The 12,749-nt window shown below is 67.6% G+C and carries 19 protein-coding genes; 9 read left to right on the forward strand and 10 right to left on the reverse strand.

Annotated features, from left to right (window positions below; genetic code table 11):
* Nucleotides 1-86: 86 nt before the first annotated feature.
* From CHB84_RS12880 to CHB84_RS12895, 4 genes are all read left to right on the forward strand, one after another.
* A complete protein-coding gene (locus CHB84_RS12880) occupies nt 87-578 on the forward strand; it encodes a beta-class carbonic anhydrase (protein ID WP_089301839.1) in 492 nt (163 codons plus the stop codon).
* A 67-nt stretch (nt 579-645) separates the two neighbouring features.
* Nucleotides 646-1,521, forward strand: a complete 876-nt coding sequence (locus tag CHB84_RS12885; RefSeq protein WP_089301840.1) for an HhH-GPD family protein — start codon at nt 646-648, stop codon at nt 1,519-1,521.
* A complete protein-coding gene (locus CHB84_RS12890; RefSeq protein ID WP_089301841.1) occupies nt 1,521-2,507 on the forward strand; it encodes an N-acetylmuramoyl-L-alanine amidase in 987 nt (328 codons plus the stop codon). The genes CHB84_RS12885 and CHB84_RS12890 overlap by 1 nt, the downstream gene beginning before the upstream one ends.
* 273 nt (nt 2,508-2,780) lie before the next feature.
* Entirely contained in the window at nt 2,781-3,224 is a 444-nt protein-coding gene (locus CHB84_RS12895; RefSeq protein ID WP_089301842.1) for a hypothetical protein, read from the forward strand.
* 112 nt (nt 3,225-3,336) lie between these two features.
* On the opposite strand, the gene CHB84_RS12900 is transcribed toward CHB84_RS12895, so the two are convergent.
* The 3 genes from CHB84_RS12900 to CHB84_RS12910 form a co-directional block, all read right to left on the reverse strand.
* Nucleotides 3,337-4,092, reverse strand: a complete 756-nt coding sequence (locus CHB84_RS12900; protein WP_089301843.1) for a GAF and ANTAR domain-containing protein — start codon at nt 4,090-4,092, stop codon at nt 3,337-3,339.
* A gap of 40 nt (nt 4,093-4,132) precedes the next feature.
* On the reverse strand, nt 4,133-4,867 hold the full coding sequence (locus CHB84_RS12905; RefSeq protein WP_089301844.1) for a GAF and ANTAR domain-containing protein: 735 nt from the start codon (nt 4,865-4,867) through the stop codon (nt 4,133-4,135).
* Between the two features lie 410 nt (nt 4,868-5,277).
* Nucleotides 5,278-6,060, reverse strand: coding sequence for an alpha/beta fold hydrolase (locus tag CHB84_RS12910; RefSeq protein ID WP_089301845.1), 783 nt, complete (start codon nt 6,058-6,060; stop codon nt 5,278-5,280).
* A gap of 45 nt (nt 6,061-6,105) precedes the next feature.
* Here CHB84_RS12910 and CHB84_RS12915 point away from each other — a divergent pair, with 45 nt between their 5' ends.
* Entirely contained in the window at nt 6,106-6,405 is a 300-nt protein-coding gene (locus CHB84_RS12915) for a hypothetical protein (RefSeq protein ID WP_089301846.1), read from the forward strand.
* A gap of 126 nt (nt 6,406-6,531) precedes the next feature.
* Here CHB84_RS12915 and CHB84_RS24030 read toward each other — a convergent pair whose 3' ends face one another.
* The 3 genes from CHB84_RS24030 to CHB84_RS12925 all read right to left on the reverse strand — a co-directional run bounded on the left by CHB84_RS24030 (nt 6,532) and on the right by CHB84_RS12925 (nt 7,950).
* Nucleotides 6,532-7,113 carry an integrase core domain-containing protein gene (locus CHB84_RS24030; protein WP_425432301.1) on the reverse strand — a complete coding sequence of 194 codons (582 nt, stop codon included), beginning with the start codon at nt 7,111-7,113 and terminating at the stop codon, nt 6,532-6,534.
* A complete protein-coding gene (locus CHB84_RS24035; RefSeq protein WP_217898533.1) occupies nt 7,043-7,402 on the reverse strand; it encodes a helix-turn-helix domain-containing protein in 360 nt (119 codons plus the stop codon). The genes CHB84_RS24030 and CHB84_RS24035 overlap by 71 nt, the downstream gene beginning before the upstream one ends.
* Nucleotides 7,403-7,488: 86 nt before the next feature.
* Nucleotides 7,489-7,950: a nuclear transport factor 2 family protein gene (locus CHB84_RS12925; protein WP_089301847.1), complete on the reverse strand. Its 462-nt coding sequence runs from the start codon at nt 7,948-7,950 to the stop codon at nt 7,489-7,491.
* A gap of 86 nt (nt 7,951-8,036) precedes the next feature.
* Here CHB84_RS12925 and CHB84_RS12930 point away from each other — a divergent pair, with 86 nt between their 5' ends.
* Nucleotides 8,037-8,603, forward strand: coding sequence for a TetR/AcrR family transcriptional regulator (locus CHB84_RS12930; RefSeq protein WP_089301848.1), 567 nt, complete (start codon nt 8,037-8,039; stop codon nt 8,601-8,603).
* 522 nt (nt 8,604-9,125) lie between these two features.
* Nucleotides 9,126-9,317, forward strand: a complete 192-nt coding sequence (locus tag CHB84_RS22405; protein ID WP_141134668.1) for a hypothetical protein — start codon at nt 9,126-9,128, stop codon at nt 9,315-9,317.
* Nucleotides 9,318-9,331: 14 nt separating this feature from the next.
* On the opposite strand, the gene CHB84_RS12935 is transcribed toward CHB84_RS22405, so the two are convergent.
* The 3 genes from CHB84_RS12935 to CHB84_RS12945 form a co-directional block, all read right to left on the reverse strand.
* Nucleotides 9,332-9,589 carry a type II toxin-antitoxin system RelE family toxin gene (locus tag CHB84_RS12935; protein WP_089301849.1) on the reverse strand — a complete coding sequence of 86 codons (258 nt, stop codon included), beginning with the start codon at nt 9,587-9,589 and terminating at the stop codon, nt 9,332-9,334.
* Nucleotides 9,586-9,885, reverse strand: a complete 300-nt coding sequence (locus CHB84_RS12940) for a type II toxin-antitoxin system Phd/YefM family antitoxin (RefSeq protein WP_089301850.1) — start codon at nt 9,883-9,885, stop codon at nt 9,586-9,588. Before CHB84_RS12940 ends, CHB84_RS12935 begins: the two co-directional genes overlap by 4 nt.
* A gap of 201 nt (nt 9,886-10,086) precedes the next feature.
* A complete protein-coding gene (locus tag CHB84_RS12945; RefSeq protein WP_089301851.1) occupies nt 10,087-10,383 on the reverse strand; it encodes a YrhK family protein in 297 nt (98 codons plus the stop codon).
* A gap of 254 nt (nt 10,384-10,637) precedes the next feature.
* Between CHB84_RS12945 and CHB84_RS12950 the strand changes: the two genes are divergently transcribed.
* Nucleotides 10,638-11,042 (forward strand): hypothetical protein, encoded by a 405-nt coding sequence (locus CHB84_RS12950; protein WP_089301852.1) that lies wholly within the window; start codon nt 10,638-10,640, stop codon nt 11,040-11,042.
* Nucleotides 11,043-11,208: 166 nt separating this feature from the next.
* On the opposite strand, the gene CHB84_RS12955 is transcribed toward CHB84_RS12950, so the two are convergent.
* Nucleotides 11,209-11,847: an Abi family protein gene (locus CHB84_RS12955; protein ID WP_217898535.1), complete on the reverse strand. Its 639-nt coding sequence runs from the start codon at nt 11,845-11,847 to the stop codon at nt 11,209-11,211.
* 552 nt (nt 11,848-12,399) lie between these two features.
* On the opposite strand from CHB84_RS12955, the gene CHB84_RS12960 reads away from it, so the two are divergent.
* Nucleotides 12,400-12,747, forward strand: a complete 348-nt coding sequence (locus tag CHB84_RS12960) for an antibiotic biosynthesis monooxygenase family protein (protein ID WP_089301853.1) — start codon at nt 12,400-12,402, stop codon at nt 12,745-12,747.
* Nucleotides 12,748-12,749: the final 2 nt, after the last annotated feature.

A 12,749-nucleotide genomic window follows, 5' to 3' on the forward strand; every position in this document is an offset into this window, starting at 1 on the left:
GGTCTAAAACCGTTGCCGAGACGCGCGCAACGGACTGCAATAGTAGTCGAAGCCGTACCGGACAACAGCAACGTGGAGGAACTCCGGTGACAGCGACCGACGAGCTGCTCGCCCGCAGCGAGGCACGTACCAACCCCGGACCGGCAGAGGACTCCTCTCCCGTGCCCGCACTGCATGTGGCGATCGTGACGTGCATGGACACGCGCATCAGTGTCCCTGAGCTGTTCGGGCTGAACCGGGGTGAGGCGCACATCCTGCGTAACGCGGGCGGAGTCGTCACCGACGACACGATCCGCTCGCTCGCGCTGAGCCAGCGCAAGCTGCAGACCCGCGAGGTCGTCATCGTGCAGCACACCAGCTGCGGCCTCAACACGGTCACCGAGGACAGCTTCAAGGACGAGCTCGAAACCGACACCGGGCTACGCCCCACCTGGGCCGTGGAGGCATTCGGCGACGTGCACGACAGCGTCCGCCGTTCCCTGCAACGCGTCCGCCGCAGCGACTTCCTCCCGAACACCGACCTGGTGCGCGGGTTCGTCCTCGACGTGCACTCCGGGAAGCTCACCGAGGTCGGCTGACCGCCGCCGGCGACCGGCCGGAGCGCCGGCGGGCTTCAAGGGGAGCCCGGCTACCATCGCCCCTACCATGAGCATCGACACCGACACCCTCCTCGACTGGTACGACCACAGCGCGCGAGACCTACCCTGGCGCTCACCCGACTGCTCGGCATGGGGCGTCCTGGTCAGCGAGATCATGCTGCAGCAGACGCCGGTCGCCAGGGTGTCGCCGATCTGGCAGGAGTGGATGCATCGCTGGCCCGTGCCGTCGGCGCTCGCCGCCGCGAGCCAGGGCGAGGTGCTGCGAGCATGGGGCAAGCTCGGCTACCCGCGCCGGGCACTGCGGCTGCACGAGGCCGCGGCCGCCATCGCCGAGCAGCACGGTGACGTGGTCCCGCAGGACGTGCCCACGCTGGAAGCCCTGCCCGGCATCGGCACCTACACCGCCCGAGCGGTCGCCGCGTTCGCCTACGGCAGACGGGTTCCGGTCGTGGACACCAACGTCCGCAGGGTTGTCGCGCGGGCGGTACACGGGTCGGCGGACGCGGGACCATCGGCCAGCAAGGCCGACCTCGCCGATGTGGACGCGCTGCTGCCCACTCCGGACAGCCGCGCGGCCCGGTTCTCCGCAGCCCTGATGGAACTGGGTGCCCTGGTCTGCACGGCGCGCGCACCGCGCTGCCAGGACTGCCCGCTGCTGCCGGACTGCGCATGGCAACGCGCGGGCCGGCCCGCCTACGACGGTCCCGCGAAGCCGGTGCAGCGCTTCGCCGGTACCGACAGGCAGGTGCGCGGCCTGTTGCTCGACGTCCTGCGGGACACCGATGAGCCCGTTCCGAAAACTCGCCTCGACACGGTGTGGCCGCAGGACGGGCAGCGGGATCGGTGCCTGGACTCCCTGCTAGCCGATGGGCTGGTCGAACAGGTGGAGGACGGAAGGTTCGCCCTGCCAGGGGAGCAATGATGGGAACAGGCGCACGACGAACCCGCCGGTGGGTGCTGCGCGGTGGGGTCACCGCGACGGCGGTCGGCGCGACCGCGCTGCAGGTGCCTGCCGCGAGCGCGGCGGGCACCAACGCACGCGAACCAGCCGTGTACACCACCGAGCACTGGAAGGCCCGCGAGCCTGCGGAACCGGTCACGGTGCACGACCACCAGCCCACCTACATCGTCGTGCACCACACCGTGGAGCCGAACAACTCCGCGGACACCTCCCGCGGCAGTGCCTTCGACGTCTCCCGCGCCATCCAGAACTTCCACATGGACGGGCGCGGCTGGATCGACACCGGCCAGCAGTTCACAGCCAGCAAGGGCGGGTACCTCACCGAGGGACGCCACCGCAGCCTCGAGGTCGTGCGCGGCGGCAGGCGACACGTGCACGGCACCAACGTCGCCGAGCACAACCACGAGGTCGTCGGCATCGAGTGTGAGGGCGATTACCGGGACGAGGACGTACCGGAGCCGCTGTGGGACGCGCTGAGCGATCTCGTCACCTATATCGCGGACCGCTACGACATCGCGCCGGAGCTGATCAAGGGGCATCGCGACTTCAGCAGCACGCAGTGTCCCGGGGATGTCCTCTACGCCCGCCTCGACGAGCTACGGCAGGAGGTCGGCGACCGGCTGGGCAAGCCGGTGGGTAACCGGCCGGAATGGCCGCTGCTCCGGCAGGGCGACCAGGGCGAGGACGTGCGGACCGCCCAGCACCTGCTGCGCGCCAGGGGTGCCAGGGACGTGCAGCCGCACGGGATCTTCGACTCCGCGACACGTGATGCCGTCGCGGACCTCGCTCGCGAACACGGCACGCTGGACCGGTCCTGCTGCGGTAGCGCGCACGCCGACGAACCGGGCATGCTCGGCGCCGACCTGTGGCCGAGGCTGGTCACCGGCCGGCGCTCCACCGTGGAGTGGAAGGACCACCTGACCCGGTTGGCCCCGCGCTCCCGCTGAGGGCACGGCGCACGAACGCGAGCCCGGCACGACCACTCGGCAGGAGGCACGCAAGCGCTTGTCTCCTGCCGCCGCCGAACCGCACCGGCGGCTCGGCCGGCTTCGGGCACACCGGATCACCCAGGTACACGTGTACAGCGCCGGCCGGCGAGGCTATAATGGACAAGCGTTGTCGATGACTCCGTCAAGCGTGTTCATCACTTCGAGGAGCGTCGCTCCAGACCCCGGCGGCCACCGTATGTCAGTACGCGCTGACTCCGCCGGAGGTGTCGCATGATCATTCCCGACGTGCCTGCGCCGACCACGATGGCCCCGGTCTCGATGGTGTCCTGTGAGCAATGCACGAAACGACTCACGGCGGACGAGTACGTCGAGGTGACGGTACCCGACTCCGGCTACTTGCACCCTGACGACCCGGACCAGGACGGCCGCCGCGTCACCTACGCCTGCTCGACCGAACATGCCGAAGCGCTGGAGGAGAGAGGCACCACCGCGTGGGTCGATGAGCAACTCTGGGCGCGAAGAGTGCAACGCGTATCGACGTACTGGCGCACTCATCGCATGACCCTCGATCAGTTCGCCGCGCGCGCCGGCCTGACGTCCTCGCAGCTCAACCGGGCCCTGCGCTGGCGCATGGGCGTCCGGACCGACTCCCCTCAGCAGCCAACGCCGCGCCTCGCCCCGGCCAGGACGGTATCCGCACCGGCAGACACCTGAGCCGTGGGTCAACGGGGGTCCGGCGGCGTGCCCCTGCCGTAGCTTGCCAGCGGCTTCGGCACGGACACGCCACCGTAGGCGCTGAACACGCGAACGGGCGGGACCCGTCGATTCAACGGTGCCGCACACGGAACCGGGCCACCTCATCGGCCTGCACCCGGTCGTGGAGCACGGATCCGGCAAGACGCTGCAGACCCATATTGTGTGCACGGGCGTAGTCGCGCAGCAGACCGAAGGCGGTATCGACCTCGACATCGGCGCGCTCGGACACCACACCCTTGGCCTGCTCGATGGTGATCCGGCTGTTGAGCGCCCCCTGCAGTTGCTCGACGATAGTCTCGCTGCGGGCCAGCGCTCGTTGCTGCACGATCCCGATCGAGGCGACATCAGCCAGCGCCTGGGCGAGACGCGCGTCGTCGGCGGAAAGCTCGCCCGGGGTGGAGGAGAACATGTTCAGCGCGCCGACCCGGTGCTCGCGCAACCGCATCGGAACAGCGTATACCGCGTGAAATCCCTGCTTACCTGCTTCGGTGACGAACTCCGGCCACTTGTGCTCGTAGGTGGAGACATCGGTGACGGTGACCGGTGCGCCGGTGCGGAACGATTCCAGGCAGGGTCCAGACTGGTCCGCTTCGAGCTGGACCAGCTCCACGAGCCGAGCTTGCTCGTTGGACGAAGCCAGCAACCGCAGCGTGCCGCGCTCGTCGGTGAGTAGCAAGCCGGCCGCGTCGACCGGCAGCAGCTCCACGCAGTACCCGGCGAGGCGGTGCGCCAGGTCGATGACGTCGTAGTCGGCGACCATCGCGTGCGCCAGATCGGCGAACGTCAGCAGCAGCGCCTGATCCCGTTCGAGCGGCTGACCTAGCATGATGTCTCTCCTTGACGCTGTTTCATAGCGTATACGGTGTTCATTCGGGCATCAGCTCATCTCCGGTGAAGCGCAGCCGGCGTGCGACCACGTCGGCTCCGATCTCCTCCAACGACCGGCCGTGCCGGAAGGCATGGCCACGCAGCCGCACGAACGCCTCTTCGACGGAGGCCTCCAGCTGCGCGGAAACCATGCCGACAGCCTGGTGCACGTGCGGGTGATAGTCGACGACCGCCTCGGTCAGCCAGGACCGGTGACCGTTGCCGTCAATCTCCTTGGCCTGAGCTTGCAACAGCGCCAGCGTCACCGCTTCGGCAACGACAAGGGCGTTGACGACCTCATCCAGTGGACCTGCCCGGGACCGGTAGCACCCCAGCGCACCGAAGCTGATCGCGCCCAGCTGCAACGGGAAGGTGAACAGTGCCCGCACGTCGGTGGTTTCCACCGACTGGACGAACATCGGCCATCGCGAGCGTGCGTCCTCCGCGAGTACGTCCGGGACGAGCACCGGCTGGCCGTCTTCAACGGCCGATATGGATGGACCTTCACCCAGCTCGAACTGGAGGTCTTCCATCCGGTGCCCGATCGCGCCACTCGCCCCAAGCAAGACCCCGCCCCCTGCCTGATGTCCGCTCATCAGCGACACCCCCACTCCGTCGATCGGCAGCGCCCGGAGGCACGCGGCGCACAGCTGACCGGGAAGCGCGGACGGGTCGGGCACTTCGGCAACGATCTCCAGGAGAGTATCGGCGAGCCGCGCCCTATCCACCGTCATGGTATCCGTTCCGGTCGCGTGCGGTACCCGCCGACGACAAATCCGGAGCGAGATATCCGGGTTGGGGCGACATACTCGAACCTGCCTGGCTGGCTTCCATTGTATGCTTCACGCGACACCTCGACGAACCAGCACACGATTGGGTCGGTCTTGCCGAGGCGCGGGCGCCTGACGCGTGTCACCACGCCATCCAGCGGGGGCGGGCCGCCCGGCACCGGTGGTCCGGCTCGCACGGTTACGGCCGCGGTGCGCGCCATCGAACCACGACTCCCTGCACATGCCTATCAGAACAGGCGCCGGGGTCTGGGGCGTCACCTGAGTACCTGCGGTGGGCAGGCCTTGGGGCCGAAGTCTACGCAACTACTGTGCGGTAGTCACTCCGAGTGCTCCGGGCACCGGCAGTCCCCCCGTCACGCCGGCCCCGCGCTCCCGCTGAGGGCACGGCGCACGAACGGTTCGACTGCCGCGCGGTAGGCCTCCGGCGCGTCCTCGTGCACCAGGTGCCCCGTGCCCGGCACCCGGATATGCGTGCCGCCGCCGGGCACGCGCCGCGCGAGCTCCGCCTGCTGCCCCTCCGGCATCGCCGTGCGCTCCGCCTCGACCACCAGCACCGGGCAGTGAACTTCGTCGACATATCCCCAGTACTCGCGTTCGCCCCACTCGGCAGCGATCGCGTAGAGGTCGGACAGCTCGGCGATCAGGTGGTAGCCGTCCGCGCGTTCCTCCACGCACTCGGTGAAGTAGTCCCCGTAGGGTGTGAAGAACTGCCGCACGTGCGCGAGGGACTCGAACGGAACCGGCCAGGACTCGAACACCGGCCGCCACGTGTCCACCGTCCTGCCCCGCTGGTCGACCGCCATGTCCTCGACGACGACCGCGCGCACCAACTCGGGCGACCGCGCCGCCGCTACCAGCGCGTGCAGCCCACCCATCGAGTGACCGAGCACGACCGCCGGCCCGGCATCCACCTCGCGCAGCAGCTCATCCACATCGTCGGCGAAGTCCTCTGTCGAACACGGACCGGCTCGCTCGCTCCTGCCGTGTGCCCGCGCGTCCAGGCCCAGCACGCGGCCGTAGGGCAGCAGCCACTGCGCGACCTGCCACCAGGTGCGCGCGCGGCCCATCAGGCCGTGCAGCAGCAGGATGGGCGGTCCGGCGCCGCCGAACTCGACCAGATCGGTTCGCTCAGCCACGCGGGAAGACTAACCGCACCTCCCGCACGCCCAGTAAGGACCACCATGATTGGTCTGGACCCGTTTCGCCGCGCGCGCACCTTGCGGTGGCAGCGGCTGACCAAGTTCGCGCCCAGACATGACGATGACGTCAACCTCGTCACAGACTCCGGCCACTCCATCCCGCTGGATACGGTCCTGCCGTACGAGCGAGTCACCCGCAGCGGGCCGCCCCGCGAGCACGGCATCTCCCCCGAGGGCGTGGCTGTTTCCGTCGTCGACCCGGCCACGCTCGACGAGACCCACGCCGCCACCCGCGCCTGGTGCCGCCACCACCTCGGACGCGATGACTTCCAGTTCCCCTAATACCCGGCGCAGCGGGTAGGAGGTCACCAGGGACAACCAACGAACAGCCGGTCGAGCACCTGGCGCGCCAACTGTTCAACGAGCACGAAACGACCGCGATCATCACCTGGGAGTTGGCTCCGGAGTTCACGCGCAGCGAGTTCCGCGCCAAGGCCCAGCGACACGACGCTCACTCTGCCAGCCAGTCCCAGACCAGCCATCCGAAGACTCACAGTAGTTGTAGTGGATGTTCCAGAACGCGATCGCTGCTGAGCGGGCGTCCTCGCAGGAGAAGTCGCGGGCGTAGAGCAGCTCCTCAGCCAGAATGCGCTGATAGCGCTCCACCTTCCCGTTGTGCCGCGGCGTGTACGGCTTGGTTTTCGTATGCCTCGCCTGGTTGCCGACGATTCGAGCGAAGTCGCCAGAGCGGTAGCACGCACCGTTATCTGTGACGATCCGGTGGATGTGATGAATGCCGTGGGCTGCGAACCAGATCTTCGCTCGGGCCAGGAACGCCGCAGCGGTGGTTCCCTTCTCGTCACTGAGAGGCGCGGTGTAAGAGAGCCGGGAGAAGCCGTCGATTGCCGAATGCAGGTAGGTGTATCCGCGCTTCGCGCCAGCTGACTTCGCTGGCCCGGCGGCCTTGGCTTGATCGCTGTCACGGCCATGGATACGCCAACCTCCGCCGTGGGGGATCCGTCCGACCTTCTTCACGTCCAGGTGGACCATGTGCCCGGGCCAGCGGGCAGTGATCTTGCCTGGCTTGCGGTTGCTGTCTCCGCCGGGATCGATGAACCGGCGCCTGCCCAGGCCGAGTCTGGTCAGGTGCCGGGTCACGGTGCGGCGATTGATCGAGCAGTCCGGCATCACCGTGACGTCGCCACCGGTTGACCCACTTCGACGCGCAGGCTCGTGAGATTCCCGTCTCTGCTGCGACATGGGCGATCGGCCGGGTTTGACAGCGTCCGACGAGGCGACGTCGTCCCTCGATGGATAGAGGCGCGTTGGCGTGGAGCACAGCGTTTCCTATCGGCTACACGAGCTCGGTGGGCTCAGACGGTCGTGTTGCCTGAGCCCACCGACTTAGGGGCATGGTGTCGGGCACTACCGGAGCGGGATGTCGGCCCCGTACTCATCGCTGGGCCGGGGGCCGTGGATGCGCCGATCAGCTTCGGTGATGGCAACGTCGTTGATGCTCGCTTCGCGGCGCCGCATGAGGCCGTGCTCGTCGAACTCCCACAGTTCGTTGCCGTAACTGCGCCACCACTGGCCTTCTGCGTCGTGACACTCGTACTGGAAGCGGACGGCGATCCGATTCTCGCGGAAACCCCAGAGGCTCTTACGCAGTGCGTAGTCCAGTTCGCGCTCCCACTTCCGTGTCAAGAAAGCGACGATCTCCTCGCGGCCGCGGACGAACGTGTCCCGGTTCCGCCACGTCGAGTCAGGCGTGTAAGCCAGTGCCACCCGGTGCGGGTCGCGGGTGTTCCATGCATCCTCAGCCGCCTGGACCTTCTGCAGGGCCGTCTCCTGTGTGAACGGCGGGTACGGCGGACGATCTTCGGACATTGCATCCTCCTAACGTTGAGAACGTACGTTCTCTACCGATGTAGTCTACGATAGGGAACGTACGTTCTCAACGCCAAGGAGCCCGGATGCCAGCCCCGATCACCGAGGAACAGAGCCGACTGGACCGCGACGCCCTGCTCGATGCAGCAGAGAGGCTCTTCTACCAGCACGGCATCCAGGCTGTCGGCATGGATGAGGTCCGGGCAGCATCCGGTCTACCGCTGAAGCGGATCTACCGACTCTTCGCGGCGAAGGAGGACCTCGTGGTGGCGATGCTCAAACGTCGCGATCAGCGATGGAGAGCAAGCCTGACGGCCCATGTGGAGGCGGTCGTAGATCCCCGTGAGCGCGCACTCGCGATCTTCGACTGGCTTGCCGAGTGGTTCGCAGAACCCGGCTTCCGCGGTTGCGCATGGATCAATGCCCACGGCGAACTCGGACCCTCATCCGAGGCGGTACTAGCCGAAGTCCGGTCACACAAACAGGCATTCCACGACCAGATCGCGGAGTGGGTCCACGCCACCGGGCTGGCGGTAGTTGAACCGGTTTTCCTGCTCGCTGAAGGAGCCATCGTGACCGCCGGCATCAGTGGCGACCCCGCCCCAGCCCGCCATGCGCGCGCAGCCGCCGCGACGCTGCTCGGAACACATTGATTACCGCCACACCGTCAACAACCTCTCTGCCCGCAACACCTAGCCACCGATCATCGAACTCATTGAGTCGAACAACGCCTGCGCTGTCACGCCCCCGGCTACGTTCGTCGCGACCGAGTCCGAACGCTCACCGAGTGCCGCACCGATGCCGGGCACGCGGCGGGATAGCCGGTTGGGACCGGCCTCCGCTACAACGGGTTCCCGCCGGTGTAAGGGAGTTGCCCGCCTCAAGCGTCCACAGTGATGTGTCTATCAGCGCCATACTATCGTCATATTATGCTCTGACCTGCGACGATAACCCCTCACCATCCACAGTGGGGAAAGAAGATACAATGAGTCTCGTAACGAGAATACGCCAGCGGGCCACCCCGGCACGGTTGGCATCCATTCGGGGTGGCCCGCCTGACCAGAAACCGCGGAGGGTTCCGTGGCATCACATCGTGTGCCCGAGCGGGTCGCCGCTGCAGGCGCCTGCTCGCCCGTCCATGCTACCGCCCGGCTCGCCGCCGGGGTGTCCCCACGGTGACGGAGACACCCATGGTGGTCGTGTATGTGCTTGCTGCTCTCGCCGGGCTCGTCTCGGTGCTCGTGCGGGTCGAGACCGCGATCGCGATTGTCGCCGTGTGGGCCACGTTTGCCTCCGCGCCGAGGCGCCACGACCAGGCGGTGACGGTGCTCGACCGGTTGCTGCGCGTCGGGCGCCGTCACCGGTGAGCGCCTCGGGCGGGTCAGCGGTAGATCTCGCGGCGGTGCCCGAGGTCGACGACGACGATCAGCAGCACCTGGTCGTGGACCTCGTAGATGATGCGGTAGGCACCGACGCGGATGCGCCACACGTTGTCGGTGCCGGACAGTTTCACGCAGCCGTGCGGGCGCGGGTTGTCGGCCAGCGCGTCGATAGCGGCCATGGCGCGGCGGCGCACGGGCTTGTCCAGCACGTCGAGCGCCTTGGCCGCCCGGCGTGACAGCTCGATGCGGTAGGTCACCGCGTGCCCTCGGATTCGGCCAGGTACTGGTCCCAGGAGATGACCTCGTCCTCCCCGGCGGCGATGCGGTCCTTGGCCTCGGCCGCGCGGCGGGCCCAGTACTCGTCTTCCATGTGCTCGTAGTTGGCGGCGATGTCGGCGGGCATCAGCGCGGCCACCCGCTCGCCGCGCCGGGTGAGGTAGACGAACCGGTCGTCGTGGGCCACGGCGTCGACGAGATCGGCGAGCTTGTTGCGCGCCTCGGTCACGGGCACCTCGACGACGCCGGACGCGGGATCGGTCGGTGTGTCACTCATACCCATAACGTACAGAGTTACTGGTATGTACACCACAGACAGCACGGCGTGACTGTCCGCCGGGTGCGCTTGGGCTCCGGCCCCGGTCGAACTCGGCAGTACGGGTCTGCGGTACTCCGATGTCGTGGGCCAGGCGGTATCGCTAGCAACCGTTGACCCCTCGGCTCAGCACGCAAGGCTCAGTAGAGGATCCCCGAGCGCTCAGAAGTCGCGCGCGCTCTCGGTGCCCGCTGACGAGTCGAACCGGCGCAGGTGAATGCGCCGGCGAAGCCGAATCGCGGGCCGGATCCCGAGTTGCACGCTGCCCACGACGAACAGCCACGTGCCGACAATGACAAGACTCTCGAATAGGAAGAACACACTGCCGATTGCGAACCATACCGCGATCAGGAAGTCGTTCAGGATACTGGCGAACTCGTAGCGCCTGCGGACGATGAGTTCCTCGTGCCCGATGTGCAGGACGAGGGTACTCGAATCGGATTGGTCAGAAGTACTCATCCACCAATTCTGGTACAAGCTCGACTCTGAAGCTCCCGCCGAACGGGGAACCCCCACTGAGGCAACGCCCGCAGCCGTGCCCGGACACGGCTCAACCCCGCGCCGACTCATCCTCCGTGCTTGTCATTCCGCCATCATATCCAGCGTCGGTCACCAACTCACGCTGATCCGTCGGATATTCCGGCGCGCCGGTGGGTGATGGTTCGCTGTATCACCCACCCGATCCTGTCGGGGTGGCCGCTACCGTGACGCGCATGACGACGAGGGCGCGCACCCGCCGTCACTGGTTCGGTTCCTGGCTGGACTGGCGCCGTGACGGGGACGGCGGCTGGATCGGGTGGCACGCTGGACGCGGCTACCAGCTCATCCAGATCGGCCGGGAGCAGGCCCAGGCGTACGGCGGCGGGATGCGGCTGGGCTGGTGCTTCGCGGTACATCCCGACTTGCCCACCGAGGTGGATCCACACGAGGTCGACCGGCCCGGGCCCGGGCTGGGCAGCACGCTCGCCGCCGCACGGGCGATCGGGCAGGCCGTCGCACGACACACACGCGGTGACCGGAAACGCCCAGAGCCGGACCGGAAGGGGATGGACGAGGGTCGTGCCAATCTGGACCTGACCGCGCTTCGGAGATGTCCGCTACGGTTTCGTCCACCATGAGCGTCGACGATGCGCAGCCGGACGAGCGGTCACCTCACCGGGACCGCGCCCCAGCTCGGGGCAAGGACCGTCTCACGCGATGTGCCGACTCCAGAAATCGTCGTCCGCCCAGCCCTCGGGAACGCCCATCCCGGCCAGGTTCATCTGTGGACGGGTGCTGAGTAGCTCATGGAGCCGTCGTGCCCAGCCGCTGCGTGGCGACACCGAGTCGAGCACGGACTGCAGCGACACCAGGACCGGGTAGAGACGCTTCCTCGACCGCTCCGGCAGGGCGTCCGTTCCCTTCAGCCATGAGATCGCAGGCGTGGTCGGGATTGCCGGGTAGACGCCGAGGCCGACGTTCCACAGCCGCCCGTGATCCGCGCAGCTGCTCGTCGCAGGTGTCCCGGACGATTCTCAGGAGCCTGACGTGCTTGCCGTGGTCCCGGAAGTGCGACGCGTCGATGTACCAGTGCGGGTCGCCGTAGGTCGTAGACATGTGGTCGGTGAGAGCCGCGCGCGCGGCGATCTCGACGCGTTCCAGGGCGTCCATGACCAGCAGCCTCAACGTGCGGTCGAAGACGTAGAGGTCGAGCACGTCGTCGAACGCCGCGCCCGCACGAAAGAAGTGATCGGGCCGTCCCTGCTGAAAGGGGATCGTGTACGGCGCGAGCCGGTAGTAGCCTATGTGCCGCAGATACCGCCTGGCCCTGTCCGGATCGGGCACCTCCAGGCCACGCTCAGCGAGGCGATCCACAAGCCCGTCCAGGCTCAGCGCTGGCTTGTCATAAGAGAGCGAACCGCGCGGCCGCAGCGATCGAGACATTCGGAGCTCTCCTGGCCCGTGGCAGAGAAAAATCCCCCAAGTGCGCATCGTGGAGAGGCGTGGGGGATGTAGTGGAACCGGGATATCACGATCTGTGCGTGGTGTCCGCCAGGGCGCTTGTTCCCCCAGTTCACCCCGTCCAAGATGGCGCGCCCCGGTACGGACACCGCACGCCCACGGACCGCGTATCACCTGGTGATAACTGTCGGTGCAGCTCCTTACCGTCCCGGCATGGCTGATCAGGTAGGTGGCCCCGACGACGGTCATAGCCCGAGTGTGTTCCGCCGCCACGCGGGTTACGTGGTGACCGGATGGCACACTATCCGATTGCGGCGTCGGAATTCTGCTCGTCCATGGCGGCGCCCTGGAATTCATGTACCGATCCGATACCAGACCCGACGACCCTCCCCGTGAAACCGAGTTGCACCAGTGATCGGCCACGCAGCCTATCGAGGCATGTACACCACCTCGCCTAACCCCGGCGCGCTGCCGCGCACTCCGGACAGGCCATCCCCGTTCCGCGACCACCAGGCAGGACGGCACACTGGTCACATGGCTGTCGTAAAGATCAACGCAATCGAGGTCCCCGAAGGCTCCGGTGCCGAGCTGGAACGCCGGTTCGCCGAGCGCGCCCGGACCGTCGACTCCGCTCCCGGCTTCCTCGGCTTCGAGCTGCTGCGCCCCACCGGCAACGAGCAACGGTACTTCGTCTACACCAAGTGGGAGACCGAGGAGGACTTCCAGAACTGGGCGAACGGCCCCGCGAAGGAAGCCCACGCAGGTGAGGCCCGCGAGCCGGTCGCCACCGGTGCGAGCCTCCTGGAGTTCGACGTGGTGCTGCGCAGCGAGCCCACCAGTGCGGGAGGGGCCGGCTCGGCAGGCGACGCGGACGCTTCCTGAAC

The sequence above is a fragment of the Haloechinothrix alba genome (assembly GCF_900188115.1).
Lineage (GTDB): Bacteria > Actinomycetota > Actinomycetes > Mycobacteriales > Pseudonocardiaceae > Haloechinothrix > Haloechinothrix alba.

Excerpts from the sequence above, each read along its gene's own strand:
- CHB84_RS12930 (WP_089301848.1), top strand. The coding sequence starts at position 8,037 with ATGCCAGCCCCGATCACCGAGGAACAGAGCCGACTGGACCGCGACGCC.
- CHB84_RS12905 (WP_089301844.1), bottom strand. The coding sequence starts at position 4,867 with ATGACGGTGGATAGGGCGCGGCTCGCCGATACTCTCCTGGAGATCGTT.
- CHB84_RS12895 (WP_089301842.1), top strand. The coding sequence starts at position 2,781 with ATGATCATTCCCGACGTGCCTGCGCCGACCACGATGGCCCCGGTCTCG.
- CHB84_RS24030 (WP_425432301.1), bottom strand. The coding sequence starts at position 7,113 with ATGGTCCACCTGGACGTGAAGAAGGTCGGACGGATCCCCCACGGCGGA.
- CHB84_RS12945 (WP_089301851.1), bottom strand. The coding sequence starts at position 10,383 with ATGAGTACTTCTGACCAATCCGATTCGAGTACCCTCGTCCTGCACATC.
- CHB84_RS12955 (WP_217898535.1), bottom strand. The coding sequence starts at position 11,847 with ATGTCTCGATCGCTGCGGCCGCGCGGTTCGCTCTCTTATGACAAGCCA.
- CHB84_RS12940 (WP_089301850.1), bottom strand. The coding sequence starts at position 9,885 with ATGAGTGACACACCGACCGATCCCGCGTCCGGCGTCGTCGAGGTGCCC.
- CHB84_RS12900 (WP_089301843.1), bottom strand. The coding sequence starts at position 4,092 with ATGCTAGGTCAGCCGCTCGAACGGGATCAGGCGCTGCTGCTGACGTTC.
- CHB84_RS12925 (WP_089301847.1), bottom strand. The coding sequence starts at position 7,950 with ATGTCCGAAGATCGTCCGCCGTACCCGCCGTTCACACAGGAGACGGCC.
- CHB84_RS12960 (WP_089301853.1), top strand. The coding sequence starts at position 12,400 with ATGGCTGTCGTAAAGATCAACGCAATCGAGGTCCCCGAAGGCTCCGGT.
- CHB84_RS12915 (WP_089301846.1), top strand. The coding sequence starts at position 6,106 with ATGATTGGTCTGGACCCGTTTCGCCGCGCGCGCACCTTGCGGTGGCAG.
- CHB84_RS12950 (WP_089301852.1), top strand. The coding sequence starts at position 10,638 with ATGACGACGAGGGCGCGCACCCGCCGTCACTGGTTCGGTTCCTGGCTG.
- CHB84_RS12885 (WP_089301840.1), top strand. The coding sequence starts at position 646 with ATGAGCATCGACACCGACACCCTCCTCGACTGGTACGACCACAGCGCG.
- CHB84_RS12890 (WP_089301841.1), top strand. The coding sequence starts at position 1,521 with ATGGGAACAGGCGCACGACGAACCCGCCGGTGGGTGCTGCGCGGTGGG.